Here is a 25,050-nt window from a genome sequence, read left to right as displayed (position 1 = left end):
TTATTCCACCCCAACCAGTTGTCCGGCGTTCATCTTGAATATTTTTTGGCAACGATGAGCAAGCTTGGTGTCATGTGTAACCAAAACAAGGGTGGTTCCATGCTGTTGATTGAGTTCAAACAGCAGTTCGATAATTTTCTCGGCCGTGTTTTGATCAAGATTTCCTGTGGGTTCGTCTGCAAATAGAATCTTAGGTTGGGTCATAAACGCACGTGCAAGGGCAACGCGTTGCTGCTCGCCACCAGAGAGTTGACTAGGCAAATGATGGACCCGTGACGCAAGGCCGACTGATTCAAGTAGTGTTTTTGCTCGCTCAATGTCCTCTTCTTGCCCTTTCAATAGACAAGGCAATGTGACGTTTTGCAACGCGGTTAGACTGGGGATCAACAAAAAGCTTTGGAAGACAAAACCGATATGCTCACTTCTTATTGCTGCTCGTTCTTCATCATCAAGCTTTGATAGTGGCTTACCAAGTAAATAAACCTCTCCAGCCGATGCGACATCGAGCCCCGCTAACAACGTCATTAAAGTCGATTTACCAGCACCCGACGTGCCAACGATCGCGACACTTTCACCCTCTTCTATCACAAGATTTACATTTTTTAGGATTGTTAACTGCTCGTTATTAGTAGAGACTTGTTTACTAACGGATTCGGCTTTGATTACTGGAGATTGCATGGTCAGATTTATTTCCTTCGTTATTATTTTCTTCCTTTCTGGCGTGACTCACGCAACTGAGAAAGTGTTGATTCTGGGTGACAGCCTGAGTGCAGGATACAACATGTCGGCAGAACAGGCTTGGCCAAATTTGTTACCAGAGGCATTGAACATATACGGAAAAAACGTCGAAGTGATCAATGCCAGTATTTCTGGTGATACCACAGGCAATGGCCTATCAAGATTGCCAGAACTACTAAAAACGCATTCTCCCGATTGGGTTCTGATTGAGCTGGGCGCCAACGATGGCTTGCGTGGTTTCCCGCATAAAGTGATCTCCTCAAACCTCTCACGCATCATACAGATGAGTAAAAGTTCGCAAGCGAAAGTCGCCTTAATGCAAATCCGTGTTCCACCCAATTACGGTAAGCGTTATACCGACGCCTTTGTTGAACTCTACCCAACACTTGCTGAGCATCATCAAGTCCCGTTGCTGCCCTTTTTCTTAGAACAAGTGATCGTGAAACCAGAATGGATGATGCAAGACGGTCTTCACCCTACCGCTGATGCACAGCCTTGGATCGCTCAGTTTGTTGCGGAAACGTTTTCCAAACATCTCTGATTTTAATGGTCTAGCTCAAATCATTTTACGTTTCTTTACGTTAGCCTAATGCAATTCTCCCCTAGTCAGGAATACTGCATGCGTATAGAACCGATTATTCAAGGCGTTGTTGCTCGTTCTGCTCATCCTTATGGTTGCGAAGCGGCAATAAAAAAACAGATAGCATTCGTAAAAAATGCACCACAGATTTCAAAAGGACCTAAACGTGTTCTGATTCTTGGTGCGTCTTCTGGTTTTGGCCTTGCCGCTCGGATAGCCCTCACTTTTGGTGGCGCACAGGCAGACACCATCGGTGTCTCATTTGAACGAGGCCCTTCTGAAAAAGGATCTGGCAGTGCGGGTTGGTACAACAACATCTTTTTTAGGCAGCAAGCAGAAAAAGAAGGTCGTATTGCGATCAACATTGTCGGAGATGCGTTTTCAGCAGAGACGCGTGCACAAGTCATTGAAGCGATTGAAACCTACTTTGAGGGTGAAGTTGATTTAGTTATCTACAGCCTTGCCACTGGTGTTCGCCCGATTCCAAATCGACCGGGTGAATTTTGGCGCAGTGTGATAAAACCCTATGGTCAAACAGTCACTGGCGCTTCTATTGATTTGGAGCTTGAGCAGTGGGTAGAAACAACCTTAGATCCTGCCACGGAAGATGAAGCGTTGAATACCATCAAAGTGATGGGGGGCGAAGACTGGGAAAGTTGGATTGATACCTTGATCAACGCAGAATCCATTGCAGAGGGTTGCCAAACCATCGCGTTTTCCTATGTCGGACCAGAAACGACTCATTCAATTTATCGTGATGGTACTTTGGGTCGAGCAAAGATTGATCTTCACCAAACCAGTCATTCTCTTAATCTCAAACTCGCCAATTTTGATGGCGGTGCTTATGCGACGGTGTGTAAGGCACTGGTGACTAAGGCAAGTGTTTTCATCCCCGCACTTTCACCTTACCTACTTGCGCTCTATCGTGTGATGAAAGAAGAAAAGTGTCATGAAGGCTGTATCGAACAGATGCAACGTTTGTTTAGCACTCGCCTTTATGGGCAAGACCACGTTTCGGTCGACGGCGAGCGTTTAATTCGAATGGATGACTGGGAAATGTCCCCGGCCATTCAACAAAAAGTAAACGCGATTCTAGAGCAAATGAACGCGGAAAACTTCAAAGAAGTCGGTGATTATCAAGGCTTCAGAAATGAGTTTATGCAACTCAATGGGTTTGACATTCAAGGGGTAGACTATGCACAACCCGTTGACTTAATGAACATTTTAAAATTAGAGCCATAGAATAGAACGTCTCACACGTGAGAATGCGTTCTCTTTTGCTAAGTCCCGAGTTTTTTCGGGACTTATTTTTTTGGGTAACACACTTGAGAGCCCCTATACTAATAGGGCTGCTGCTTTTCATAACTATTGTCACTCATTAGTACGTTGCTCACAAAAACAAGGACGTTTGCCCCATGGCAAAATACAGAACACTGGACTATCAGATTCCAGAGGCAATGCAAGAAAGTTGGCAACGCATTGTCAATTTGCTAGCGCAAATCGCAGATGTACCTTCTGCTCTGGTTATGCGTTTAACAACGGAACACATCGAAGTTTTTTCGTCTAGCCAAAGTGCATCGAGCCCTTATCACCAAGGAGATAGGGAGATTCTAGGACACGGTTTATATTGTGAAACTGTGATTGCAGAAAATGTCGAGCTTTTGGTGCCTAATGCACTTATTGATCCAGTATGGGATCATAATCCTGATATCAAGCTAGGCATGATTTCGTACTGTGGTTTACCACTCCGTTGGCCGAATGGCGAAGTATTTGGCACGATTTGTATGCTTGATGACAAAGAAAACCACTTTAGCCACACTTATCGCGAGTTGCTGGCAGGTTTTCAAACCTCCATTGAAGCGCAGCTCGCGGTGGTCTATCAACACCAAAAGCTACTTCGACTTAACGAACAGTTAAGAGTTCGCGTGGACAAGAGAACCACTAATCTCGCTAGGTTGAGCTTCAGCTTGAATCAAGAAATCGATCGTCGAAAAGCGGCTGAGCAGCAAGCGCATTATCAAAAACACCACGATCACGGCACAGGATTTTTGAATCGTAGTGCGCTCGAAGAGCATTTGCAGGGTTTGTTGGATACTAGGCAAGCAGATAGTACAAGTCTCGTGGTGATACACATAGGCTTTACTAATGCGCGCTCGATCCAGACCAAATACGGGTTTGCGCTACTAGATGATTTGCTGAAAATATATCGTAATCAAATCGGTGTCATTGAAGACGCCGATTCTATTACTGGGCGACCTAGCTCCCATGACCTAGTGATTGCAATTCAAGCTGAGAATATCACTGAAATTTTGGACAGCCTGTTAAATCGCATTATCAATGCCGGAAAACGAGGTTTTAAAGTGGGTGATAGCGAAGCTCATCTTCATGCTTTTATCGGCGTTTCAGTGGCAGATGCACACACAGAGAGCGCGCAGCAGTTACTAAGACACGCCAATCAAGCCATGGTGCTGTGTAAAGATTCTGGTCAGCAGTACGCGTATTTTTCTGCAACGCACGCCGATGCTCTGTTGCATCATAATCAAATTGAAAGTTATCTACTTCAAGCGGTGAGAAACGACGACCTCACCCTCTATTTTCAACCTAAGGTGTGTCCTCAGTCTCACAAGTGGATTGGTGCAGAGGCCTTGTTGCGTTGGAGTCACCCCGTTTTGGGGGACATTTCCAATGAAGCCCTGATTCATATGGCTGAGCAGAATGGGCTGATCTTTGAGGTGGGTGCGTTTGTGTTGCGCTCTGCTATTGAAAAAGCCAAAGAGTGGTCGGAAATCGTAGAGCATTTTCGCGTGGCGGTTAACGTTAGTGCGATTCAGCTAAAAAATCCGCTTTTTGCTGATCAAGTCCAAGAACTGCTTGTCGCGTACCAGTTACCTGCTCGATATCTTGAACTGGAAGTGACAGAAAGTAGTTTAATCAGTGATGAAGTGATTGCTAGAACAACGCTTGAAAGATTACATGATCTTGGTGTGACGCTGTCACTTGATGACTTTGGTACAGGCTATTCTTCTTTTAGTTACCTGAAAAAATACCCTTTTGATGCGATTAAAATAGACAAAAGTTTTGTTCAACACATTGATAACTCAGAAGAAGATAAAGAAATTATCCGTTCCATCATTCACGTTGCAAAGAAACTCGACTTAGAAGTGGTGATGGAAGGTATTGAGTCCGATCTTCAGGAAGCATTTTTAATTCGTGAAGGATGTGATATCGGTCAAGGCTTCCTCTATGGTAAACCCATGCCCTGTAGCGAGTTTTTGCAGGGGCTCTACAATCAGAACTTCTTAGGCTCTAGCCGTATCGCTTATCATATCTAAGTGATTGTTTGGTACTAGACTCTTGGTCCGGCGATTCCTATAATCGCCGCTTTCTGTTTCTAAAAGGCCGTTTGTTATGGACCAGTTGATTGCAAAACTTAAAAAGCTAGAAAAGCAAAATTATCGCGCTTATCAGCAAATCAAGGGGCAATACGATTTCACCGATTTTGATCTGTATATTGATCATATTCAATCTGACCCCTTTGCATCTGCTTCACGTTTCCGCGCTTTTCGTGCTTGGTCCTTAACTGGGCTTTCTTGGTTAAAAGAGGAGTCTGCGGCGTTCCAACTTGGCGCAAGAGATTTCATTGCTCGTAGCTTCGCCGAATTCGCCAAGCAAGAAAACGCCATCGCTATTTCTTTGCATGGACAAACCGTTTTAGACAGCACTTCTGTATTATTTACGGAAGAAGGGATTGAACTGCGTTTTCGAGTCAACCTACCCGCTGAAGGCCGTGACATTCTGGCAAAGAAAGCGATTAATATCATTACCTTCCACTTACCGAAGTTTATCCGCCGTTCCACCATTGAACGTGAACTTGATAAAGAAGCATTATTGACGCACTGTCAGGTTGTGGAAGACCAAGAGGCATTGCGCGAACAGCTTGAGGTCAATGGCCTTGTTTCATTTGTTGCCAACGGCAGCATCTTGCCTCGAGTGGCTGGTAACTGCGATCTACCAATGAAAGATGCCGTCGAGTTCACCGCACCAGAATCACTGCAAGTCACGTTACATGCACCAAATCGTGGCCATGTCACTGGCTTAGGGATTCCGAAAGGGATCACTTTGATTGTCGGTGGTGGTTTTCATGGCAAATCTACCCTGCTAAATGCCATTGAACGTTCGATTTACAATCACATTCCTGGTGATGGCCGTGAATACATTGTCACCGATGGTTCAGCAATGAAAATTCGTGCTGAGGAAGGCCGCTGCGTTCATCATTTGAATCTTTCCAACTACATTAATCATTTGCCAATGGGCAAAGATACTGCGGACTTCACCACGCAAGATGCATCAGGTTCCACCTCTCAGGCAGCGTGGTTACAAGAATCTGTCGAAGCGGGCGCTTCAACGCTATTGATTGATGAAGATACGTCAGCCACAAACTTCATGATTCGCGACGAGCGCATGCAAGCTCTTGTGGCAAAGGGTGACGAGCCAATTACACCGCTGGTGGACCGTATCGGTCAATTGCGCGATGAACTGGCGATCTCCACCATCATCGTGATGGGTGGGTCTGGTGATTATCTGGATGTTGCTGATAACGTTATCCAAATGCACGACTATCAGGCATTAGATGTGACAGAGAAAGCGAAAGAAGTGATTCAGTTGCACCCTACTCAACGTCACAACGAATCTGAGGCACCTTTGGTGACATTCCCTCCTCGCGCACTCCATTGTTCTGCGTTGATGAACATTCTAACGGATGGAAAGTTCCGTGTATCGGCGAAAGGTAAAGACAGCCTTCGCTTTGGTAAAGAGTTTACAGACCTTTCTGCACTTGAGCAGTTAGAATCGAGCGATGAAGTCAACGCGATCGGTTGGGTTTGGTATCAGCTTGCCCAAAACGCTGGATGGAACTCAAACCCAGCTAAACAGATCAACGAATTATTGGGCGATGCTTGGTTCCAAAATATGCCTCAGCATGGCGATCTCGCCAAACCACGTCCAATTGATGTGATGGCAGCGTTAAATCGCATGCGAAAGTCACAGTTTCGTAACAACCATTAACGGATAACGTGTGTCCATAAAAAGCGCAGTTTATACTGCGCTTTTTCTTTAGTTATTCTTAACTATCTGTGAGATGGGCCATCTGTGACATTTACCATTACAACCGAACGATTGATTCTGCGTGATTTCACGCCTAACGATGTTGAAGCGTATTTTCAACAGTGCCAAGACCCAAAATACCAACGTTTTTATTCCGATGAAGATTGCTCAGCAGAGAAATGTGCATTCTTAGTGAACTTATTCTATGAGCAAGCACAGCAATCTCCTCGGCAAGCCTTCCATCTTGCTGTCACAGATCGCTTTACCGGCGAGTACATGGGCATTGCAGGACTGAGACTGGAAAATGATCAACAAGCCTCAAGTGGTTGCGGTTTACAACGCACTTTTCATCACAGTGGTTTAGCGGTAGAAGCGATGTCTGCCCTACTCGATTTCGCTTTTAACCAACTGAATGTCCATCGGGTTTACGCCGAAACCATTGCGAAAAATCGCCCAGCAATTAAGTTATGCCGTCAACTTGGTATGACACAGGAAGCGGAATTCATAGAAAACCGCTTCTTTAAAGAGACTTGGTGGAACACGGTGGTGTTGGCAGTTCGAAGATCGCAGTGGTCACCCAAATAACTCAAAGATAACCAATAGACGTGATTGGCTCCGAGCGGCTATTGGGTGTCAGTGGCGTAAAACGTTCCACGCTTCGCACAGCACGCGAAATCGCTCTGCATTGCCGTTGTCACGGTCTGGATGCCAACGCAGCGCGAGCCTTCTCCAACGCTTACGAATATCAACGGCCGTTGCGTGTGGATCGAGTTCAAACAACTGCAACGCTTTTTCTCTGTCGATGGGTTCTCCTTCATGGTGCCCAACAAAACGACGATAACGCGTCCAGAACTCGTTCAAAAGACGTTTAACTTCCCCTTCATTCGCTTCGTAATTTTGCCACTGGACGTAGTATTCTCTTAAAGGATCATCGACGTCTATGGTATGGCCAGCGCAGGCGTGACTCGACATCAAAACGATGTTCATCGCTTCGACTTGAAGCCAATGGTCTGGGTAAAGCGTTTCTTGTAACTGATAAAGCGCATTCATGATCAAAAAGTTGCGCTTAAAAAGATCTTTGTCGGGGGAAGGATCAAGTTGGTGAATCAATCCCAGCTCACCTAAATGTGAAGCGAGAGTGTGTACCTTCCAGCCACTTGGCTGCTGACGTAATACTTCTAAAATCGGCCATAACAACGGGTTTTCCATGTAGGTTTGGAAAGTGGCCGCCAAATTCGTTTGCTGCATCCTATTCGCCTATCTGAATTTGCTTGCTCCTTTTATTCAAAGTCAGGATAGCCAATTTGTCGAGCAAGATTTCATTTTGACTGTCAGTTCGTGAAGCAGTGTTGAAAAAAAGAGACAGCACATTGGCTGTCTCTCACAGTCTGTGATGTGAAATAAGGCTTAAATCACACCAAGCTCTCTTAAACGCTCCATCAAATAGCTATGCGCGGTGTAGCGCTCAGAAAGAACTACGTCAGGTTTAGGATGAAGGAACAATGGCAGTGAAATGCGCGACTGTGTTTGACGTTCACCCGTAGGGTTGATTACACGGTGTGTGGTTGACGGAAAGTAACCACCTGACGCCTCTTGTAGCATGTCGCCGATGTTAATAATCAAGTTGCCAAAGTCACACGGCACATCAATCCAGCTGCCATCTTTCGCTTTCACTTGAAGGCCTGGTTCGTTTGCTGCAGGTAATACGGTCAACAAGTTGATGTCTTCATGCGCGGCCGCGCGAATAGCGCCCGGCTCTTCATCCCCTGTCATTGGTGGATAGTGCAATACACGCAATAAGGTTTTGTCACTGCCATTAATCATCTCAGACAGAGCAACAGAAAACTTTTCCTGAACCTCTTTTGGCGCGTGGGCTTCAACCCAGCCTAGCAGTTCGGAAGCAAAGGCATTTGCGCGCTCATAGTATTCCATGATTTCTGCTTTGAGTTGCTCGGGCATTTGACCCCAAGGATAGACGTGGAAGTATTCCTTGATGTCTTTAACGCTATGCCCTTTCGCCACTTCAGAAACCGACGGGGGGAAGTAACCATCTTGTGTTTCAACATTAAAATGGAAATCGTGCTTTTGCTCCGTTGAGAAAAACTCGTACCAGTTCTTATAAATCGATTCCACCAACTCTTTCGGAATTGGGTGATTTTTCAGGACGCCAAACCCAGTTTCGCGCAGCGATGTGACAAATTGTTCTGCTGCATCATCAGCAAGATAATCGACAGTTTCCAGTTTCATGACTTCACTTTCTTTTTGTTTTTTGAATTAGAGTCCGGATTCTAGTGGCACAAGCAAATGTAAATCAAACTTTAATGAAATGTATTGCCGCAAACGGTTAAATGTTGTGCCAACGCGCAAGCTATCAACACATTTCGTAATCGATATACCCGCTTACTCTCTCTGATTAGATCGCCCAAGCCATCAGGGTGAATGGTGCGTCACACAAATTAATTGAACAATGTTCAATAAGCTGTCATCATTTGACACGATTTACGCGAAAACTAAGGGAATAGAATCACGATGAAGAAGGAAAACTTAATGACAAAACAAAATCCTTTGCTGCTCTTGACGCTCGGCTATGCTGTCATCTTCGTTTTCTCTGCGGTATCGCCGACCTCTCACGCAGTGTGGATTGCCGAAATCATTCCAGCCGTTGCCATTCTTGCGACGATCATTTGGCTCAGTCGACGCTTTACCTTCAGTCGCACCGCTTACTTACTGATGTTTGTATGGCTTTGTCTACACACCATCGGGGCAAAATACACTTTCGCCGAAGTGCCATTTGATTGGTTCAACCAAATGATTGGCTCAGAAAGAAACAACTATGATCGCTTGGCCCACTTTTCTATCGGCCTTTACGCTTATCCCATTGCAGAATACTTGGTGAAACAGCATAAACAGTCGTTCACTTTTGCTTCTTTATTTGCCCTGTTTGCGATTATGAGCTTAGCCGCTGCCTATGAAATTATTGAATGGTGGTATGCTGCCCTCGCCGGTGGTGACGAAGGCATCGCTTTTCTCGGCTCTCAAGGTGATATCTGGGATGCACAGAAAGACATGCTGTGTGACACCCTCGGTGCACTTACCTCATTAATGCTTTTGCGTCTCCAAGGTGTTGGCCGCAATCCAGCTTAAATAGGGCTGAAAGCCCGCGGCAATGTCGAGTTGTACAATTTGCGGCACTTCGTAGTTGTGCAACTCACGTATCGATTCTTCCACCAGCGTATAAAGCGATTTTTTGCTTTTTATCACCAGCAGCGTTTCACTATCGTGGCAAACCTCTTCTTGCCAAACATAATGGCTAGTCATTGGTATTTCTTGAATACACGCCGCAAGTTGTTTGCTCAATAGCGCCTTAATGATGGCGTGTTTGTTCTCATCATCATTGGTGGTGGTCAACACCACACAAAAGTCATGGTTTGAATCACTCATAATGCTCTCTCAATAACTGGATAAACTGCATTGTTTTTTCATCAAGTTCTCCTTTTGCAGTATAGATTCCGACATTACCGAGTTGCTGACGATTGATCACCAACGTTTCGATTTCCCTTGCGGCCATCCATTCGCACATACGATCACTATAGGGCATGATCGCATCGCTGCACTTTAATAGGTCTAAACTTGCGAACAATGAGTCAACATCATAGATTGCTCTGTCTTCTAGCCTGGATGCTGAAAGTTCAAAGGGTGATGTCATGTGGTCAGCAAGCACTGAACGGTGACGGGCATGATCGGGCGTGACACGCAGCAGCGGATAGCCTTTCTGCTGTTCGAGGCGCTTTTCACTCTCTTTCGAGCGAATTTTCAGTAACGGATGGTCACGACGCACAAAGTAAGCCTCGTTGTCTTGAAATAATGGGATGAAATGTACCTTACAACGATCATGAAGGCCTTGAACTTCATGGCCAACAAAAAGGTCCAACTCCCCTTGAACCAGATGATGCATAAGCGACAAGTTGTTACCAAATTCGAGGTGTAGCGAGGTATTGGGAATACGCTCTTGATAGGTTTCTACGCTTTCTTTGACAAATAGCTCCCACCAAGCCTCACCCGTACCAACTTTTAGCTTACCAAAATGACGCTGCTGCATATCGGTAAAACGGTGCATCAACTGAGCGTGTTTTTCTTGCTGCTCTTGGGCATAAGATTTAAACATCCGGCCATATTCCGTCAACTCGACACCTTTGGAGCGGCGATGAAATAGATAGACGCCAATATCACTCTCGAGCTTTTTGATGGCGGCGGTCAGCGTTGGTTGGCTAATATGCAGTTTTTCCGCCGCTTGTTTGATATTCAGTTCATGAGCGACGGTTAAGAAATAACGATAGTTTTTGTTCATGGTTCATCTCTCGCACAGCACACATCATCGGAGCGCACGGCGTTAAACGGTGAAGATCACATTTCTGCTGGCTAATTTATCCTCAATTAAACTTAGCACGGCATGCGTTGCTGATGATATAAAAAAAACCTATATCAAACCAAGTGTAATCTATTTTTATTGTGAACTCAGAAAGACTACATTGACGCTAACAAAAAGCTTAAAGAGGTTTTAGCGAATGGAAAACAAATGGTGGCACGATGCGGTGGTCTATCAAATCTACCCGCGTAGTTTTTGCGATTCAAACAACGACGGCATCGGCGATTTAAATGGCATCATCAGCAAACTCGATTACCTGAAAACACTTGGCGTAAACGTGCTTTGGCTCTCGCCCGTGTATAAGTCGCCTATGGACGACAACGGCTACGACATTTCCGATTATCAAGATATCGCTGCGGAATTTGGCACCATGGCTGATATGCAAAACTTACTTGCTCAAGCAAAAGCGCGTGATATCCGCATCGTAATGGATCTTGTCGTCAACCATACCTCAGATGAACACCCTTGGTTTGTAGAAGCACGTAAATCAAAAGACAGCCCTTATCGTGACTACTATATTTGGCGTGATGCGAAACCAGATGGCAGTGTGCCCGATGACCAAGGCTCGATTTTTGGAGGCAGTGCTTGGCAATGGGATGAAGCAACACAACAGTATTACTTCCATCTATTTTCTAAGCGACAGCCGGATCTTAATTGGGAGAATCCTAAAGTCCAGCAGGAAGTACACAAGATGATGAACTGGTGGATTGACCAAGGTATCGGTGGATTTAGGCTCGACGTTATCGACTTGATTGGCAAAGAGATCGACAAAGGTATTACTGGTAATGGCCCAAGGCTGCATCCACTATTGCAGGAAATGAACAGAGCGACGTTTGGCGACAAAGATCTGCTGACCGTTGGCGAAACATGGGGAGCAACCCCAGAAATTGCAAAATTGTATAGCGATCCTCAGCGTCATGAACTCTCCATGGTGTTCCAATTTGAGCACATCACGCTCACGTGGCAACACGGTGACAAATGGAACCCTATTCCTCTTGATCTCAAGCAATTCAAACACGTACTGACCAAGTGGCAAACCGAGTTATCGAACCAAGGTTGGAATTCCTTGTTTTGGAACAATCATGATTTACCTCGTGTGGTCTCGAAATATGGTGATGACCAACGTTATCGTGTTGAGTCAGCGAAAATGCTGGCAACGGCGTTGCATTTCCTCAAAGGCACGCCTTACATCTACCAAGGTGAAGAGATCGGTATGACCAATGTCGCGTTTGAGTCGTTAGATCAATACAAAGACATTGAAACGCTAAACTTCTACAAAGTGAAAACAGAATCAGGGGTGTCAAATCAACATATGATGGACGCGATACATGAGAACAGCCGTGACAATGCTCGCACCCCAATGCAGTGGTCCGCATCTCAGAATGGTGGCTTTAGTCAGGCGAAACCTTGGATTGAAGTGAATCCGAACTATCCAGCGATCAACGTGGAACAAGCATTGGCAGATTCAGATTCCATTTTCTATCACTACCAAAAGCTGATTGAACTGCGCAAACAGCACCCAGCGATCGTCTATGGCGATTTCACCCCACTGTTTGCAGAGCACGATAGTGTGTTTGCTTATGTCCGCTCACATCAAGATGAGCAACTGCTGGTCATCAACAACTTTAGCGATCAAGATGTTTCATTAGCGTTGCCGGATAACTTGCAAAACAAAGAAGTTAACTGCCTGATTTATAACTACGATCCGTTGGATATGCTTAGTGTGACATTGTCACTAAAACCATATCAGTGCTTCGCATTTAAACTTAGATAAAGTGATATTCGATCGAGTCAAAAAGGGAAACCATGTGGTTTCCCTTATTTTTACTCTATTTCAGCTTGGCTTTCCCACCAATAATTTTATAAGCGGGTGTGCCTCTGATGAGGCTATCACGCGCAAACTCACTATCACAGTTGGGGCAATGGCATACTTTTTCACAGTAATTGTCGACGATACGCTCTTTAAAACATTTCACTAAAGCACCCTTTCCTCCTTTTCGATATTTAAACAGTAAGGCGCGACATTTACTGCAAATAATCTCAACCGTTCGTTCGGGGGCTTTTTTGTTTGGCTTGGCCATCAGTTATCTAATTCCGGTTTTACCCACACTTGGCTGAAGTCAAACCAGCCTAGCGCATTGCACTTCGCGTTTTGCAGTGCACCACTGTGATCTTTATTAACCCCTAACCAACAATGGAACATCGGGATGACTTGGCAACTACGCACTAACTGTCGACCGATTTCACGCGCGGGAAACTCTTCGCAGCCTCCTTCTCGCCACAGGTCTACGAGTTGACTCCAGCGAGCAAAGTCACCATCTGTACTCATCGACTCAATGTTGCTGTAATCCAATAACCAACCCGCCAGTGCGTCATCGCGATTAGTCGCAATGCCCATGGCTTTGATCCAAACATCCACACACTCAGGTTCTTGCAAAGACGCATCGTATTTCACGAAATCCACATCGATGTGATAGCGCTTAAGGATGGTCTTAATGGTTTTCGCGATCACAGGAAACATCGGATGCTGAGCTTGATACGCCACTGAAATTCGTTCTAGCTCTGTCGGCGGCTCTATATTGGGTTTCGGGTAAAGATCGATCCAGCCGGGTTTGATACCAAACGCTTGCAGTAGTCCTAGTTCGATCACTTTCTCTTGCGGGACGTAGCTAAACAGCTGATAGCCGTTGAGAACGGACGCTAAAAACTCCGCCCAACGGGGATCTTTTGCCACGCCACTACGCTTATTAAGCAATAAAAAAGTGCAACCGGGGTCGAGTTCCACTTCATCAGATAACGAGGAAGCGTCCATGATGGGCTTGCTTAAACTCGGGTAGACCATCGAAGAGTACGCTTCGTCAATCACCCACACTTCCACTTGGTCCAGTAGCGGACGAAAGCCAAAATAGCCGTCAAATGCGCGAAGAATTAGCCTCTTATCGTCATTCGATTGAACCATATAGGGGCCTGTTCCGACTGGGCGAATGTGGTAATCTTCACTGCGCAGCCTTTCGGGCAACAATATCTTGGCTTGAGATTCACTCAACGCCAAAGGCAGATGAAAATCGTCTTTAAACAGGTGAATATCCACCACCCACGGACTGGGTGTGGTCACAGATTGAAGATGAGAAAAAAGGTTGAGTCTGCGCAGCTCTAGTAAGCTTTCGATCACCATGTCGGTGGTTAGCAGCTCACCATTGTGAAAGCGAACACCCGGTCGCAGGTAAAAACGCCAGTGTTTGGCACTGCGCATTTCCCATGTATGTGCCAGATCGGGTTGCAAAACATCGTTATCATCGAGCTTGGTTAAGCCACTAAAGATTTGCCGTGCAATGTGAATTTCCGTTCTACGCATCTGTAAATGCGGATTGAGCATAGAGAGTGGTCGGTAATAAGGTAGACGAACCACCTGTTCCCCTTCTCGGTGCTGCAAACCAAGATAGCCTTGGATCACCTGCGTGAGTTTTGCCGCGTCACTGTCTAATACTTCGAGCGCTTGGCCAATTTTCCCTTCTTCCAAATAGCGTTTGGCAAGGTTTTCACTCACGTCTGCCTTGCTGCGCTTGAAAATAAGCTGGGATAGCTTGCCTCGCCCTGCAGCGGGATGCCACTCAATCCAGCCTTCTTCTTCAAGTTTGTTTAGAACAATGCGAGCGTTGCGACGGGTGCAGAACAGAATTTCAGTGATGTCTTCAAGCTGAACATCACTGTTTTTACCGTCGAAGTGTTGGAAAAGCGTTTCAAATTGGACTCTTAGACGCGGGCTACTCATAAAATGGGAAATTTCGTCGTTGAATTCGGTAGCCCTAAGTTTCCTTATTTTTGCTTAACAGTGCAAACGATTTTCACGCATCGATTACAATGCCTAATTGCTGCGAAATTTCAATGAGTTGAGATTCAGAATCTAACTTGATTGACCATTTACACTCCGCACCGTTTGCCACCAAAACATTGGCGCCACGACCAATCAGTTGAACTGCATCGACCTGAGCGCTTAAAGTGACACTGTGACCACCTTGCAGCCTCACAACGACTTCATGTGGCGTGACGATGATTTTACCGTGACTAAATTCAATCACCATATTAAACACCACGCTCTTTGTGCTGTTTAACAGCTATGGTCAAACGGCTGGTGCAAACCAATCTCTCACGTTCATCTGTAATCGTAATTTGCCACACTTGCGTTGATACACCGAGATGGATTGGCGTCGCCGTACCAATCACATAACCACTGCGCATCGGGCGAATATGGTTGGCATTAATATCAAGCCCAACGCAATAAGAACCGGCACCCACGCAAAAATTGGCCGCTAAAGAGCCGAGTGTTTCAGCAAGCACCACCGATGCGCCACCATGTAACATCCCGAGTGGTTGATGAGTAAAACTGCAAACCGGCATGGTTGCAGTCAGAGAGTTTTCGGTAAACCCGGTGTATTCGATTTGTAAGTGTTCAATAAGCGTATTTTTTGAGGTTGCGTTTAGGGTCGCTAAATCGATCGGTTTTTTCCAAATGCTCATTCTTTTGCCAGATTTCCGTTACAATTGGCGCTAGTATATACCCAAAATTATCGATATGGAGATTGTTATGTCATCGTGGTTGAAAGCTTCTGCACTCATCGCCGTTGCTGGGCTTACTGCTTGCACTTCTTCCCCTACCGGGCGTAATCAACTGCTGATGTTTTCAGACAGTGAGATGTCCACGCTTGGTGCGAACTCTTTTGAGCAGATGAAGAAAGAGATTCCGATTAGCCAAAACAAAGCGACCAATCAATATGTTCAGTGTGTAGCCAAAGCGATTACCGACACCATTCCCCCTCAACCTGGTTTCAAAGAGTGGGAAGTGGTGGTATTTGATAGTGACCAAGTGAACGCTTTTGCCCTGCCAGGGGGAAAAATTGGCGTTTATACAGGCTTGCTGAATGTCGCCGTTAACCAAGACCAACTGGCGACGGTCATTGGCCATGAAGTGGCGCACGTGCTTGCAGAACACAGCAATGAACGTCTCTCTCAAAGTCAGCTTGCCAATGCCGGATTGCAGTTGGCCAACGTCGCCATCGGTGCGTCTGAGTATAAGCAATATCAACAAATTACCATGGCGGCTTTGGGTGTTGGCGTGCAATATGGGGTCATTTTACCTTACGGCCGAACCCAAGAATCCGAAGCCGATATTGTCGGTCTAGAATACATGGCAAAAGCAGGATTCGATCCAAAACAGAGTGTGGAACTGTGGAAAAACATGGCAAAAGCCTCAGGCGGAAACCAACCTCCCGAGCTACTTTCAACTCACCCATCCCACAGTACGCGCATCAAAGATTTGCAGGACAAAGCCAGTAAATTACCCGCTTACCAAGGTAAGTCTCCGAGCTGTAAAGCTTAAACATAAAGAGCTCCGTGAAGGAGCTCTTTCTTATTGGCAATACGAGACTTTTTCTAGAAGCAAGGGATTTGCTAGGAGCCAAGAATCAATAGCGGTAAACGCATCAATTCATCACCGGTTGCCGCAAAATACCAGATGATCGAAACAAAACCCGCCACAGACATAAGATACCAAGCAAACGCAAAGCACTGACCATAACGCGTCAGAGGAAGAAGATGGCTATGATGTCGGCCACGCCATTCCATCACAATCTCTAACATCCCCATAATGAGCAGAAAACCAAACAGCGTTAAACCTAATGCATAGGAAAGATACACACCCGCAGCCGCAGTGAGTACGCCGCCAACGAGTCCCACCCAACTGTTCATCGAAAATGTGATGCTTTTGAGAATATGCCCACCATCTAATGGGAGAATGGGCAGTAAGTTAAACAAGTTTAATAAGGCATTAAACACCGCCAGCCCAGCAAAAAAAGCCTCTCCCGTCAGCCAATAGATCACCACCAGAATTACGCTGAGGATCAGACCAAAAAACGGCCCCATAATGGAAATCACCACATCCTGCCAACGGGTATTGATCTTATCGTCGCTAAGCGCCATCCCGCCCAAGAACGGAATTAGGTAAAAACCTTTGGTTTGCATGCCAAAGTATTTCATTGCGCGAACATGACCATATTCGTGAATCACTAAACAAGCAATCAATGCCAGCGCGAACTCGAATGAAAAAAGCCATGAATAAGCAGCCAAACTCATTGAAGCAAGGGCAACTTTGATAATCTTGGCACTTTTAAATGCTTTCATGCCTAAAGAAATCAAGCCAATAAGACTAAAACGGCGCTCTTCTTGGCGTGGTTGCACAGGGACTTGCTGCTCGATGTCTTTTTCGTTTCTAGTGCCACTGGCTGCCACTTGACCATTGACTAAACATTGGTAGTCAAACAGAAACGGTTGCCAGTCAAGCTGACCCGACAGCTCACATCTGAGCTCTTCCTCCCCAGCCATCAAGACAAACTGGTGTGAAAATTCCGAATGCTGCCCTTGCGTTGCATCGCGCTGAGAAACGAGTGTGTTGTCCCAAAAAAGCTGCTGCCAGCCCGCCATAGAACCTTCAAGTCTCAATGAGCGTCCTAGAAGTTCGATATTTAATAATTCCAACGTTAACTCGGCTATCCAAATAGACAAAGGCCCCATTATGCCTGCGCACAATTAGCGTTAAAAGATCCCTTCTTCTGAACAGCGCACAATTTGAACAGATAGCACGCTATTTCCCCATCAAATAATCAAAATATTTCTGGTCAAACCATTCATTGAGTAAATATCTCCATAATACATCGCCTTAGAGATACTGACTTGATCCATGCATCAAATTTACTGTTTAAAAAGCACACTGACTTTGACACCTTTGCTTACATTAAATTAACATTCATGTTACATAATAGAATTAATACTCAACTCGATAAGTTGAGTTTCATAACAAACAACAATTACAAGGACATCTGTCCACAATCACACACCCTAGGAGGGTCAAGGATGAACAAGAAGAACTGCTCTCTGCTGACGATATCGATATTGTTTACCTGCCATGCTAATGGCGCTGGTTTCCAAGTTGCGGAACATTCAGCGTCTGGTCTTGGTCGAGCGTTTTCCGGTGAAGGGGCTGTTGCTGACAACGCTTCGGTACTGGCGAGAAACCCAGCTGCGATGACACTATTTGAAAACGCACAGTTTTCTGGTGCTCTGTCTATCGTTGATCCAGAGGTCAATGTTTACGATAAAACGAATGGCGAACAATCTGATGACGTTGCGCCTTTGCAACTTGTTCCTGCGGCCTATTACATCAGCCCTATCAATGAGAAGTGGGCATGGGGTATTGGTATGTTTACTAACTACGGTGTGGCGACTGACTACCCAAACGACATTTCGGCTGGCGACATGGCTGGTGATACGGCGTTAGTTTCAGTGGGGATTAACCCCAATATCGCCTATCGCGTTAACGAAGCGTTGAGCGTAGGTGCGGGTGTGAATTTTGTTTATGCACACGCAGAGTTGACTCGTCACAAGGGTTCTCTTGCACCTCTGTTTGGATCGACTGATAAATCTGAAAACCTGATCGGTATGACTGGCACGACCTTTGGTTACGGCTGGAATGTCGGCGCACTCTACGAACTCAGTGAAAAAACACGCTTTGGTTTGGGTTATCGTTCCAAAGTCGATCTGGATTTCGATGATGGTGAATTCAGCAGCTACGATTCAGGCATCGCCACAGCCCCTAAAGTCGATGGCCGTCTACAGATCAGCCTACCTTCCATCATTGAAGTCTCGGCATACCATGAATTTAACGAGCAATGGGCGATGCACGCCGGTTGGCAACAAACCGAATGGAGCACATTCACCGAGCTAAAGGCAACGTCTCCACAGTGTAACGATGGTACCGCTGGTCAATGCTTCTATAAACCAGAGCATTACGAAAACAACAATCGTTATTCACTTGGTGCAACCTATCAAATGAACGAAAGCTGGACTCTTCGCGCAGGCTTAGCATTTGATGAACAAGCCGGTGAAGCAACCCTCAGCATTCCTGACAGCGACCGTTTCTGGTACAGCGCAGGCTTAACTTACTTGATGAGCGACAACATGACGATCGACGCGGGCTTTGCACTGGTTAAGAGCCGTTCTGGTTCATTCAAAGAAACCAACGCAGCAGATGCTGTGCTTGAGTTTGAAGCAGAAGGCACGGCCTATATCAGCGCGATTCAAATGAACTACACCTTTAAGTAATTAGGATTGATGGAGTATAACGATGAAACATACCTTTAAATTATCGCTACTATGTTCAGCAATCCTACTTGCGGGTTGTGGTGACAACACAGAAAGCTCAGGCACGACAGGTTCAGTGACTTTTGAACCAAGCGTTCAGGAATTGTTGGGGCGCGATGCGTCAATTAAGTTCGCCTTGAAAGGGACATCTGCGGCGGTACCGCTACCCTCTTTCTTGCTGTTTGATACCAATGATCACACCTTGAATATCCCAATTAGTGCGGGTTCTTCTAAAGGCTTGGATAACCCTCAAGTTGCAATGGGCGAGTCGGATGGTTGGAGTACCATTATGCCATTTAGCATCCCTCTAAACCTTGCTGATGGTGTCACGCTTCTCAACGATTTGATCATCACTCCTAATGGCACCCCATTTAGTCAAAACCTAAATGCTGGTATTCGTGTGGCTAAGGTTGATGTCGATCTTGCGACTGGCGCAATGACTAATTTTACTGCCCTAACTCCGGGTGTTGATTTTCTTGCTGTCACAACTGATCTGAAGAGCATTAACGTTGTTCCTCTCAACGGTTTGGATCCTGCGTCAAACTACATCTATGCACTGACAGAGTCGATTAAAGACAGCAATAACAACCCGCTAGGAACCTCCAGCTCCTATGCAAGCTTGAAGAGTTCAACGGCTCAGTCTGGTGTATTGGCGACGCCGCAAAAAATTATCTGGAATATTGAAAAAACCTTCGAAGATAATGCACAAGTCACCAACAAAGATGAAATTGTCTACTCTTCTTGGTTTACGACTGCGTCAGCAGGCAATGTAATGCAGGGAACAAAAGCAGCGATAGCTGCCTCAGTGAATCCTGCTGTTAAGCCGGCTGGTGTTTGGAAAGGCACCGCGAACCCAAACAACCTCTCAGTTGACGATCTCAACTCGCTTTACAGCATTGATGCAGACGATGTCGGTGCCGATTTCGGCACAGCAGTCACTAATGATCCACTCTTCAAAACGGCATTTGGTGACGAGCAGGCAAGTGCGTTAAAAGCCAGTTACGAGACGTTAGCAGCGGCCGCACCGACACTCGATTCCATTCAAGTGTTTCGTGGTACAGTCAAACTGCCCTACTTCCTGAGTGATCAAGTTGATGGTAAAGAATGGAAGACGCTTCCTTGGCGTAGCGGTATGCCAAGTGTATTTAAGATTCTAAAGACCTTGAGTTCAGGCTCTGACGCAGATAAGGCTGAAATCATCCGTCAGTTAAGCGATTTAGGTTTTACTGTTCTCCCAGATCAGCTTTATTCCGCGCAACACCAAGCGCTGCTTGTGGGAGCGAAACTGACATTAGCCGATGGTACTCAGCTTGACGCCGATCGAATTATGACCAGATACAGTGCAGTACCACAGATCCGCGCTGTCAAAGAAGTGCCTTTCATCATGTTTGTTCCTAAGGGAGCTGGCGCAGATAATGTACCACTACTGCAATACCAGCACGGAATCACCAACCTAAAGGAAAGTGCTTATGCATTAGCACTGAGCCACATCAGTACCGCGATTCAAACGGGCAAAACCCCGTATGCATTAATCGCTATCGATCAGCCATTGCATGGTCAACGTGCTTTGTCCGATGGAACCGTAACGACGCCCCAGACACCGACTGTCTTTATGAATCTTGAATACTTGCCAGTGGCAAGAGACAACATTCGTCAAGGCGCAATAGACGGTTTAGGACTGAGATACGCACTCAATTACGTAAATCCAACAGAAGTCGCTTTCCAGACAGTCAATCAGGCGGATGTTTCTCTGATTGGTCATTCTATCGGTGGCATTACTGGCATCAGTAGCTACGCTGTTGCGAATACCTCGATCAATCCAGCGATTGATCCGATGTTTGCTTACCAGACAGCAACATTAGCCAATCCAGGTGGCGGTATTGCACCATTTTTGTTTGAGTCTGGTTCATTTTCACCAATCATCAAGCACAGCATCACTGCGGCGGCAATTCCAAGTTACTTAAATTACTACGCGAATACATGTCCGACCAAAGACGATCCTGGCACTTGTTTCAACAACTTCTACAGCGCGGCGGATGCCGAAACGAAAAGTGAAATCGATAGTACATTGACCTCATTTACATACGCTGCGCAGACCGTATTGGACAACGTTGACCCATTCAATATGGCTTCTCAAGTGAGCGGCTCTTTGTTGGGCATTCAATCCAATGGCGATGCGACCATTCCCAATAAAGTGTCGAAAATTCCGACCGCAGGCACAGAGCCATTGTTTAAGAAACTAGGATTAGCAAATACAGCGACTGATGCCTCTGGTCCGCGTGTTGCTTCATACTTTGATGCATCATCTAACGCAGCCCACTCTACGGTGATTGCACCGGGATCGGCTGACGAAACTGCAGCTCACGGTGAAATGAGTTCACAAATCGTTCAGTTTACGCTCACCAAAGGCAACAGTGACGGTTCATTAGCAGTCAACGCAGGGTGGTTGGACGCAAGCAAATAATTCAACAATAACCCGGTTAAGTTAGTGCCCAGTGTTTCTATAACACTGGGCATTTTATTAGATGTTATATATCTCGGACGTTCATGGCTTAAATTGAATCTTCCATTTGGGTTAGATTATTGTAAAACCCCCACTTTAATTGGCGAAGACCCTTTTAATTCTCAGGATAAAGTGGATAATACCGCCTCAAGTTAATACTACTAAGGTGAGTTCTTATGTCTATCGAAGCAACTCTGCTGGATCGTTGCCAGTCTAAATGTGAATTGTGTTCTTCTGAATCTTCGCTTACTGCTTATGCAGTGCCGCCTCACGGTCACGTGACCGTTGACACAGCTATCATGGTTTGTGACAAGTGCCTAGGTGAAATCGATGAGCCAAAAGACATTAACCACTGGCGCTGCCTTACTGACAGCATGTGGAGCCAGGTTCCTGCGGTACAAGTGACTGCATGGCGGCAATTGACTCGCCTAAACTCTGAAAGCTGGGCTTTAGACGCTCTTGACATGATGTACATGGAAGAAGAGATCAAGACTTGGGCTATGAAAGGAATGTCTGCGGACGACAAAACCGTTGACTGTAACGGCGCTGAACTGAAAAAAGGCGACGATGTTACGGTTATCAAAGATCTGCCAATCAAAGGCACTAACCAAGTTATCAAACAAGGTACCGTTATCCGTGGCATTAGCCTAAGTGACGATCCTAAATTGGTTTCTGGTAAAGTGAATGGCGGCCAATCTATGTACGTTATCGCGGAATACTGCCGTAAAAAGTAATGTCTCGCTAACGCTAAATGATCTTGGGTGTTCGAATGAACACCCATTTTTTATCCCATGAACGTGACGCGTTTAATCAGTCCATTTTCCACTTCATAAGCGGCCACCACCTTAATGCTGCGGTTTATTTCCCGACTTGCCAAATCTGAAGATTCCGCCAACTCATGGTCGACCAAATATTGCTCATGAACGATACGTTTTAACGAGGTCGCACGTAAATACGTTAACCCGCCAAACTTCTCGCCATAACGTTTGATCAAGGTCTCCCTACCCGAATAAAGCAACCCTTTTGAAAAATGGGCAATTTCAACCTCTGGGTGATACGTGGCTGCAAAGGCCTCAATATCACGGCGGTTGTATGCTTCGAGTTGTCGCTCAACAATATCAATGGTTTGCTGTTCTTGCTCTGTGTACATTTGTTGTCCTTTCCAACGTTATCATTGTGTCGCTACTGCCTAAAACCCCAAACACTGTCGATCAATTTAATCATCAGTTCTTTTGATACCCCTGATTCATCCAGCTCAGGCAGATATTCAACAAAGTCCGCTCCAACAAATTTTGGGTGGGCCGCTACAGCTCTCACCAGATACAACGCTTCTCGCGCTGACAACCCACCGACATTCGGTGTGGCACAAGCACGAAATTGCGCGCCATCCAACGCATCATAATCAAAACTCAAGTAGATGTGGTCATAATGACGATCAAGATGAGTCAGCAGTGTATCGACGATGGTGTGGATACCCTTCTGCTCAATCATATCCATAGAATAATGGGAGATTTGCCATTGGGTCATCAATTGTTGTTCCGCTGGCATTAAATCCCTTACACCAATCAAGTAAACATCGCTGGGCGACAAGGTGGATGATGTTTCGATCTGCCAGCCATTATGTGGATATTGGTTCATCAGCAGCGCGATAGGCTTACCATGAAGATTACTCGCCAACTGGTTGTTGCAATCTGCGTGTGCATCAACCCAGATCACCGCAACTCGCTTCTCTTGTTGGTTTTGATAGAAATTGAGCGTGGCCTGCACCGTGCCGACCGCAATCGAGTGATCGCCGCCAATCGTAATCGGTACTCGACCCCGCTGATAGCTTTTAAGCAGCCTCTGTTGTAACTCGCTGCTATAAAGAGCCAAGGCTTGCTCTTTGTTATCGGATGCCAACATGTCGAGCACATCGGAAGAAGCGACAACATCCCCGCAATCGTTGATATCCGCATCCCAGCGATCATTGCGAATCGCCATCCACTGAGATAAGCCTAGCCCTGTTTTGTCATCAAACTGGCGAAATTGCTCGACAGGGTTCTGATTGGTAACGTAACAACCAAGCTGATTGAATGGCGCACCAATGATGTCGTAGCGACGTGCCCTTGGTGTAACTTGAGTTTGGTAAGACACTTGATAACAACGTTTTGCCGAACGTGTAATTTCGGCCCAAGCAGAAATGGCTGTGCGTCGTTGATGCTCATCGAAAGCAAACTGACAGGTGAATGTTTCCTCGACGTGAAACAAGCAAGGATTGACAGGATCTTGGCTTACACTAAACGTTAAGCAGCCCGGTTCTTTGCGTGTGAGTTCCATGTGTAGAGGCAGTGCCTGTATCACCTTCTCTAGCTCGGCTTTGTCAACAATTATGTGACCCTGTAATGAAATCATTCTCCACCCTGTTCTTTCACCATGCTTCAACAGACTGAATTAGTAGCACATTCCCCAACAGAGTCGATAAGAACCTACTCTCAAAGAAGAACAATGAGAGTCAGATCCACCTAACCCAACGCGTTTAAAAGGCGATACTAGAATATGGCAGATCTGGATGACGCATTCTTCTTTTCGCTTCTAGCAACTAGCGATTCGCTAGCCACTTGGATTTCGGTCCAAATACGTTAATCAAAGCACCTGCTACGATCAATGCCCCCCCCAACAACGTCCAAATTGAGGGAACCTCATTAAATAGTACGACGCCTAACAAAGCCGAAAAAACGATCTGCACGTAAGAATAAGCAGAGGCATTACCCGCAGTTTGGGTTTGCATCGCTTTGGTAAGACCAAACTGGCCAATTTGAGTGAAGATACCCACCAAAATCAGTATCAAAATCAGGGTAATATCTGGCACAACAAAGTCGTCACCAATGAGCATGGCTGACACTGGCAGTGCGACTAAAGGAAAATAGAAAATGATAACAGAGCTGTCTTCTGTGCGACTCAGTTTCCTAACAATCACGTAGGCAATCGAACTGCCAAACGCCCCCAATAGCGCAATACCCACACTCAACATCGGTAACTCACCGACACCCGATGCATCAAAGCTTGGGTAAACCATGGTGAAAACCCCTAATAAGCAAAGCGTGATACACGCAAGGGTCGCAGGCTGTACTCGCTCTTTCAAAAAGAGTACCGCCAGTAACGCAGTGAAAACGGGGTGTACGTACTGAAGAATGGTCGCTTCCGCCAAAGGTAATGCCGTTACGGCATAGTAGACACACATCAAAGCGAGCGTTCCGACCGCCCCGCGAGCAAACAACCAGCGTTTGTTGTTCCCCCAAACTGATATCCCTTTTCGTTTGACATCCAGATAGCTGATGATTAGTGAAACCAAAGCTCGGGCCGCGACAATTTCAAACAAAGGAATACCGTGCACACTCACGTACTTAACACTGGCAGACATTAGAGCGAAGCCCAAAGCCGATAGAATCATGTAGCGGACGCCAAGGGGAAACGCTGACTTCAAATTCGATAACATAGGAAAACTGATGTGGGAGAAAACAGAGTAAA

Annotated in this window: 24 protein-coding genes; 11 read left to right on the top strand and 13 right to left on the bottom strand. The window is 45.9% G+C overall.

Features of this window, described 5'->3' with window-relative positions; all coding sequences use genetic code 11:
- On the bottom strand, positions 1 to 678 hold the full coding sequence (locus tag LZU85_RS03645) for an ABC transporter ATP-binding protein (RefSeq protein ID WP_237286404.1): 678 nt from the start codon (positions 676 to 678) through the stop codon (positions 1 to 3).
- On the opposite strand from LZU85_RS03645, the gene tesA reads away from it, so the two are divergent.
- From tesA to LZU85_RS03620, 5 genes are all read left to right on the top strand, one after another.
- Positions 677 to 1,279 carry a multifunctional acyl-CoA thioesterase I/protease I/lysophospholipase L1 gene (gene tesA, locus LZU85_RS03640; protein ID WP_237286403.1) on the top strand — a complete coding sequence of 201 codons (603 nt, stop codon included), beginning with the start codon at positions 677 to 679 and terminating at the stop codon, positions 1,277 to 1,279. The genes LZU85_RS03645 and tesA overlap by 2 nt on opposite strands.
- Positions 1,280 to 1,357: 78 nt before the next feature.
- Positions 1,358 to 2,560: an enoyl-ACP reductase FabV gene (gene fabV, locus LZU85_RS03635; RefSeq protein WP_237286402.1), complete on the top strand. Its 1,203-nt coding sequence runs from the start codon at positions 1,358 to 1,360 to the stop codon at positions 2,558 to 2,560.
- A 173-nt stretch (positions 2,561 to 2,733) separates the two neighbouring features.
- Positions 2,734 to 4,650 (top strand): bifunctional diguanylate cyclase/phosphodiesterase, encoded by a 1,917-nt coding sequence (locus tag LZU85_RS03630; protein WP_237286401.1) that lies wholly within the window; start codon positions 2,734 to 2,736, stop codon positions 4,648 to 4,650.
- Between the two features lie 76 nt (positions 4,651 to 4,726).
- A complete protein-coding gene (locus LZU85_RS03625) occupies positions 4,727 to 6,382 on the top strand; it encodes an ABC-ATPase domain-containing protein (protein ID WP_237286400.1) in 1,656 nt (551 codons plus the stop codon).
- A gap of 84 nt (positions 6,383 to 6,466) precedes the next feature.
- Positions 6,467 to 7,006, top strand: coding sequence for a GNAT family N-acetyltransferase (locus LZU85_RS03620; protein WP_237286399.1), 540 nt, complete (start codon positions 6,467 to 6,469; stop codon positions 7,004 to 7,006).
- 48 nt (positions 7,007 to 7,054) lie between these two features.
- Here the strand turns inward: LZU85_RS03620 and LZU85_RS03615 are convergent, their stop codons facing one another.
- Together LZU85_RS03615 and LZU85_RS03610 are read right to left on the bottom strand one after the other, a co-directional pair.
- Positions 7,055 to 7,669 carry a DNA-J related domain-containing protein gene (locus LZU85_RS03615; protein ID WP_011081231.1) on the bottom strand — a complete coding sequence of 205 codons (615 nt, stop codon included), beginning with the start codon at positions 7,667 to 7,669 and terminating at the stop codon, positions 7,055 to 7,057.
- Positions 7,670 to 7,828: 159 nt separating this feature from the next.
- On the bottom strand, positions 7,829 to 8,668 hold the full coding sequence (locus LZU85_RS03610) for an isopenicillin N synthase family dioxygenase (protein ID WP_011081230.1): 840 nt from the start codon (positions 8,666 to 8,668) through the stop codon (positions 7,829 to 7,831).
- Between the two features lie 282 nt (positions 8,669 to 8,950).
- Here LZU85_RS03610 and LZU85_RS03605 point away from each other — a divergent pair, with 282 nt between their 5' ends.
- On the top strand, positions 8,951 to 9,565 hold the full coding sequence (locus LZU85_RS03605) for a DUF2238 domain-containing protein (protein WP_045622408.1): 615 nt from the start codon (positions 8,951 to 8,953) through the stop codon (positions 9,563 to 9,565).
- On the opposite strand, the gene cutA is transcribed toward LZU85_RS03605, so the two are convergent.
- Both cutA and LZU85_RS03595 read right to left on the bottom strand, forming a co-directional pair.
- Positions 9,521 to 9,862, bottom strand: a complete 342-nt coding sequence (gene cutA, locus LZU85_RS03600; RefSeq protein ID WP_011152092.1) for a divalent-cation tolerance protein CutA — start codon at positions 9,860 to 9,862, stop codon at positions 9,521 to 9,523. The two genes, LZU85_RS03605 and cutA, sit on opposite strands and share 45 nt — an antisense overlap.
- Positions 9,855 to 10,769 carry a LysR family transcriptional regulator gene (locus LZU85_RS03595; protein WP_237286398.1) on the bottom strand — a complete coding sequence of 305 codons (915 nt, stop codon included), beginning with the start codon at positions 10,767 to 10,769 and terminating at the stop codon, positions 9,855 to 9,857. The genes cutA and LZU85_RS03595 overlap by 8 nt, the downstream gene beginning before the upstream one ends.
- 217 nt (positions 10,770 to 10,986) lie before the next feature.
- Here LZU85_RS03595 and LZU85_RS03590 point away from each other — a divergent pair, with 217 nt between their 5' ends.
- Positions 10,987 to 12,621 (top strand): glycoside hydrolase family 13 protein, encoded by a 1,635-nt coding sequence (locus tag LZU85_RS03590; protein ID WP_237286397.1) that lies wholly within the window; start codon positions 10,987 to 10,989, stop codon positions 12,619 to 12,621.
- 55 nt (positions 12,622 to 12,676) lie between these two features.
- Here LZU85_RS03590 and LZU85_RS03585 read toward each other — a convergent pair whose 3' ends face one another.
- The 4 genes from LZU85_RS03585 to LZU85_RS03570 all read right to left on the bottom strand — a co-directional run bounded on the left by LZU85_RS03585 (position 12,677) and on the right by LZU85_RS03570 (position 15,365).
- Positions 12,677 to 12,928 carry a hypothetical protein gene (locus LZU85_RS03585; protein WP_237286396.1) on the bottom strand — a complete coding sequence of 84 codons (252 nt, stop codon included), beginning with the start codon at positions 12,926 to 12,928 and terminating at the stop codon, positions 12,677 to 12,679.
- Positions 12,928 to 14,619, bottom strand: a complete 1,692-nt coding sequence (locus LZU85_RS03580; protein WP_011152089.1) for an SgrR family transcriptional regulator — start codon at positions 14,617 to 14,619, stop codon at positions 12,928 to 12,930. The genes LZU85_RS03585 and LZU85_RS03580 overlap by 1 nt, the downstream gene beginning before the upstream one ends.
- Before the next feature lie 73 nt (positions 14,620 to 14,692).
- A complete protein-coding gene (locus LZU85_RS03575) occupies positions 14,693 to 14,929 on the bottom strand; it encodes a DUF3389 domain-containing protein (RefSeq protein ID WP_108694390.1) in 237 nt (78 codons plus the stop codon).
- 1 nt (position 14,930) lies between these two features.
- Positions 14,931 to 15,365, bottom strand: coding sequence for a hotdog fold thioesterase (locus LZU85_RS03570; protein WP_176299075.1), 435 nt, complete (start codon positions 15,363 to 15,365; stop codon positions 14,931 to 14,933).
- A 67-nt stretch (positions 15,366 to 15,432) separates the two neighbouring features.
- Here LZU85_RS03570 and LZU85_RS03565 point away from each other — a divergent pair, with 67 nt between their 5' ends.
- A complete protein-coding gene (locus LZU85_RS03565; protein ID WP_139784372.1) occupies positions 15,433 to 16,224 on the top strand; it encodes a M48 family metallopeptidase in 792 nt (263 codons plus the stop codon).
- Between the two features lie 71 nt (positions 16,225 to 16,295).
- Here the strand turns inward: LZU85_RS03565 and LZU85_RS03560 are convergent, their stop codons facing one another.
- Positions 16,296 to 17,378 carry a site-2 protease family protein gene (locus LZU85_RS03560; RefSeq protein WP_237286395.1) on the bottom strand — a complete coding sequence of 361 codons (1,083 nt, stop codon included), beginning with the start codon at positions 17,376 to 17,378 and terminating at the stop codon, positions 16,296 to 16,298.
- A gap of 375 nt (positions 17,379 to 17,753) precedes the next feature.
- Here LZU85_RS03560 and LZU85_RS03555 point away from each other — a divergent pair, with 375 nt between their 5' ends.
- From LZU85_RS03555 to LZU85_RS03545, 3 genes are all read left to right on the top strand, one after another.
- Positions 17,754 to 19,001: a porin gene (locus tag LZU85_RS03555; protein ID WP_237286394.1), complete on the top strand. Its 1,248-nt coding sequence runs from the start codon at positions 17,754 to 17,756 to the stop codon at positions 18,999 to 19,001.
- A gap of 22 nt (positions 19,002 to 19,023) precedes the next feature.
- Positions 19,024 to 21,504 carry a VolA/Pla-1 family phospholipase gene (locus LZU85_RS03550; RefSeq protein WP_237286393.1) on the top strand — a complete coding sequence of 827 codons (2,481 nt, stop codon included), beginning with the start codon at positions 19,024 to 19,026 and terminating at the stop codon, positions 21,502 to 21,504.
- Positions 21,505 to 21,719: 215 nt separating this feature from the next.
- On the top strand, positions 21,720 to 22,277 hold the full coding sequence (locus LZU85_RS03545) for a PhnA domain-containing protein (RefSeq protein ID WP_038941027.1): 558 nt from the start codon (positions 21,720 to 21,722) through the stop codon (positions 22,275 to 22,277).
- Positions 22,278 to 22,327: 50 nt separating this feature from the next.
- Here the strand turns inward: LZU85_RS03545 and LZU85_RS03540 are convergent, their stop codons facing one another.
- From LZU85_RS03540 to LZU85_RS03530, 3 genes are all read right to left on the bottom strand, one after another.
- Positions 22,328 to 22,693 carry a nuclear transport factor 2 family protein gene (locus LZU85_RS03540; RefSeq protein WP_017790892.1) on the bottom strand — a complete coding sequence of 122 codons (366 nt, stop codon included), beginning with the start codon at positions 22,691 to 22,693 and terminating at the stop codon, positions 22,328 to 22,330.
- A 32-nt stretch (positions 22,694 to 22,725) separates the two neighbouring features.
- Positions 22,726 to 23,934 (bottom strand): arginase family protein, encoded by a 1,209-nt coding sequence (locus LZU85_RS03535; RefSeq protein ID WP_237286392.1) that lies wholly within the window; start codon positions 23,932 to 23,934, stop codon positions 22,726 to 22,728.
- A 187-nt stretch (positions 23,935 to 24,121) separates the two neighbouring features.
- On the bottom strand, positions 24,122 to 25,018 hold the full coding sequence (locus tag LZU85_RS03530; RefSeq protein WP_237286391.1) for a DMT family transporter: 897 nt from the start codon (positions 25,016 to 25,018) through the stop codon (positions 24,122 to 24,124).
- Positions 25,019 to 25,050 lie beyond the last annotated feature (32 nt).

Source organism: Vibrio floridensis, from assembly GCF_021852965.1.
In the GTDB taxonomy this organism is placed as follows: Bacteria; Pseudomonadota; Gammaproteobacteria; order Enterobacterales; family Vibrionaceae; genus Vibrio; species Vibrio floridensis.
Note: the sequence above shows the minus strand (reverse complement) of the source record. Positions and strands in the feature narration are given on the sequence as shown.

Bases quoted from the DNA above. Each gene is read 5' to 3' on its own strand.
- LZU85_RS03530 (WP_237286391.1), bottom strand. From the start codon at position 25,018: ATGTTATCGAATTTGAAGTCAGCGTTTCCCCTTGGCGTCCGCTACATG.
- LZU85_RS03540 (WP_017790892.1), bottom strand. From the start codon at position 22,693: ATGTACACAGAGCAAGAACAGCAAACCATTGATATTGTTGAGCGACAA.
- LZU85_RS03575 (WP_108694390.1), bottom strand. From the start codon at position 14,929: ATGGTGATTGAATTTAGTCACGGTAAAATCATCGTCACGCCACATGAA.
- LZU85_RS03550 (WP_237286393.1), top strand. From the start codon at position 19,024: ATGAAACATACCTTTAAATTATCGCTACTATGTTCAGCAATCCTACTT.
- LZU85_RS03555 (WP_237286394.1), top strand. From the start codon at position 17,754: ATGAACAAGAAGAACTGCTCTCTGCTGACGATATCGATATTGTTTACC.
- cutA (WP_011152092.1), bottom strand. From the start codon at position 9,862: ATGAGTGATTCAAACCATGACTTTTGTGTGGTGTTGACCACCACCAAT.
- LZU85_RS03580 (WP_011152089.1), bottom strand. From the start codon at position 14,619: ATGAGTAGCCCGCGTCTAAGAGTCCAATTTGAAACGCTTTTCCAACAC.
- LZU85_RS03610 (WP_011081230.1), bottom strand. From the start codon at position 8,668: ATGAAACTGGAAACTGTCGATTATCTTGCTGATGATGCAGCAGAACAA.
- LZU85_RS03565 (WP_139784372.1), top strand. From the start codon at position 15,433: ATGTCATCGTGGTTGAAAGCTTCTGCACTCATCGCCGTTGCTGGGCTT.
- LZU85_RS03645 (WP_237286404.1), bottom strand. From the start codon at position 678: ATGCAATCTCCAGTAATCAAAGCCGAATCCGTTAGTAAACAAGTCTCT.
- LZU85_RS03535 (WP_237286392.1), bottom strand. From the start codon at position 23,934: ATGATTTCATTACAGGGTCACATAATTGTTGACAAAGCCGAGCTAGAG.
- LZU85_RS03585 (WP_237286396.1), bottom strand. From the start codon at position 12,928: ATGGCCAAGCCAAACAAAAAAGCCCCCGAACGAACGGTTGAGATTATT.
- fabV (WP_237286402.1), top strand. From the start codon at position 1,358: ATGCGTATAGAACCGATTATTCAAGGCGTTGTTGCTCGTTCTGCTCAT.
- LZU85_RS03625 (WP_237286400.1), top strand. From the start codon at position 4,727: ATGGACCAGTTGATTGCAAAACTTAAAAAGCTAGAAAAGCAAAATTAT.
- LZU85_RS03595 (WP_237286398.1), bottom strand. From the start codon at position 10,769: ATGAACAAAAACTATCGTTATTTCTTAACCGTCGCTCATGAACTGAAT.
- LZU85_RS03590 (WP_237286397.1), top strand. From the start codon at position 10,987: ATGGAAAACAAATGGTGGCACGATGCGGTGGTCTATCAAATCTACCCG.
- LZU85_RS03605 (WP_045622408.1), top strand. From the start codon at position 8,951: ATGAAGAAGGAAAACTTAATGACAAAACAAAATCCTTTGCTGCTCTTG.
- LZU85_RS03630 (WP_237286401.1), top strand. From the start codon at position 2,734: ATGGCAAAATACAGAACACTGGACTATCAGATTCCAGAGGCAATGCAA.
- tesA (WP_237286403.1), top strand. From the start codon at position 677: ATGGTCAGATTTATTTCCTTCGTTATTATTTTCTTCCTTTCTGGCGTG.
- LZU85_RS03570 (WP_176299075.1), bottom strand. From the start codon at position 15,365: ATGAGCATTTGGAAAAAACCGATCGATTTAGCGACCCTAAACGCAACC.
- LZU85_RS03615 (WP_011081231.1), bottom strand. From the start codon at position 7,669: ATGCAGCAAACGAATTTGGCGGCCACTTTCCAAACCTACATGGAAAAC.
- LZU85_RS03545 (WP_038941027.1), top strand. From the start codon at position 21,720: ATGTCTATCGAAGCAACTCTGCTGGATCGTTGCCAGTCTAAATGTGAA.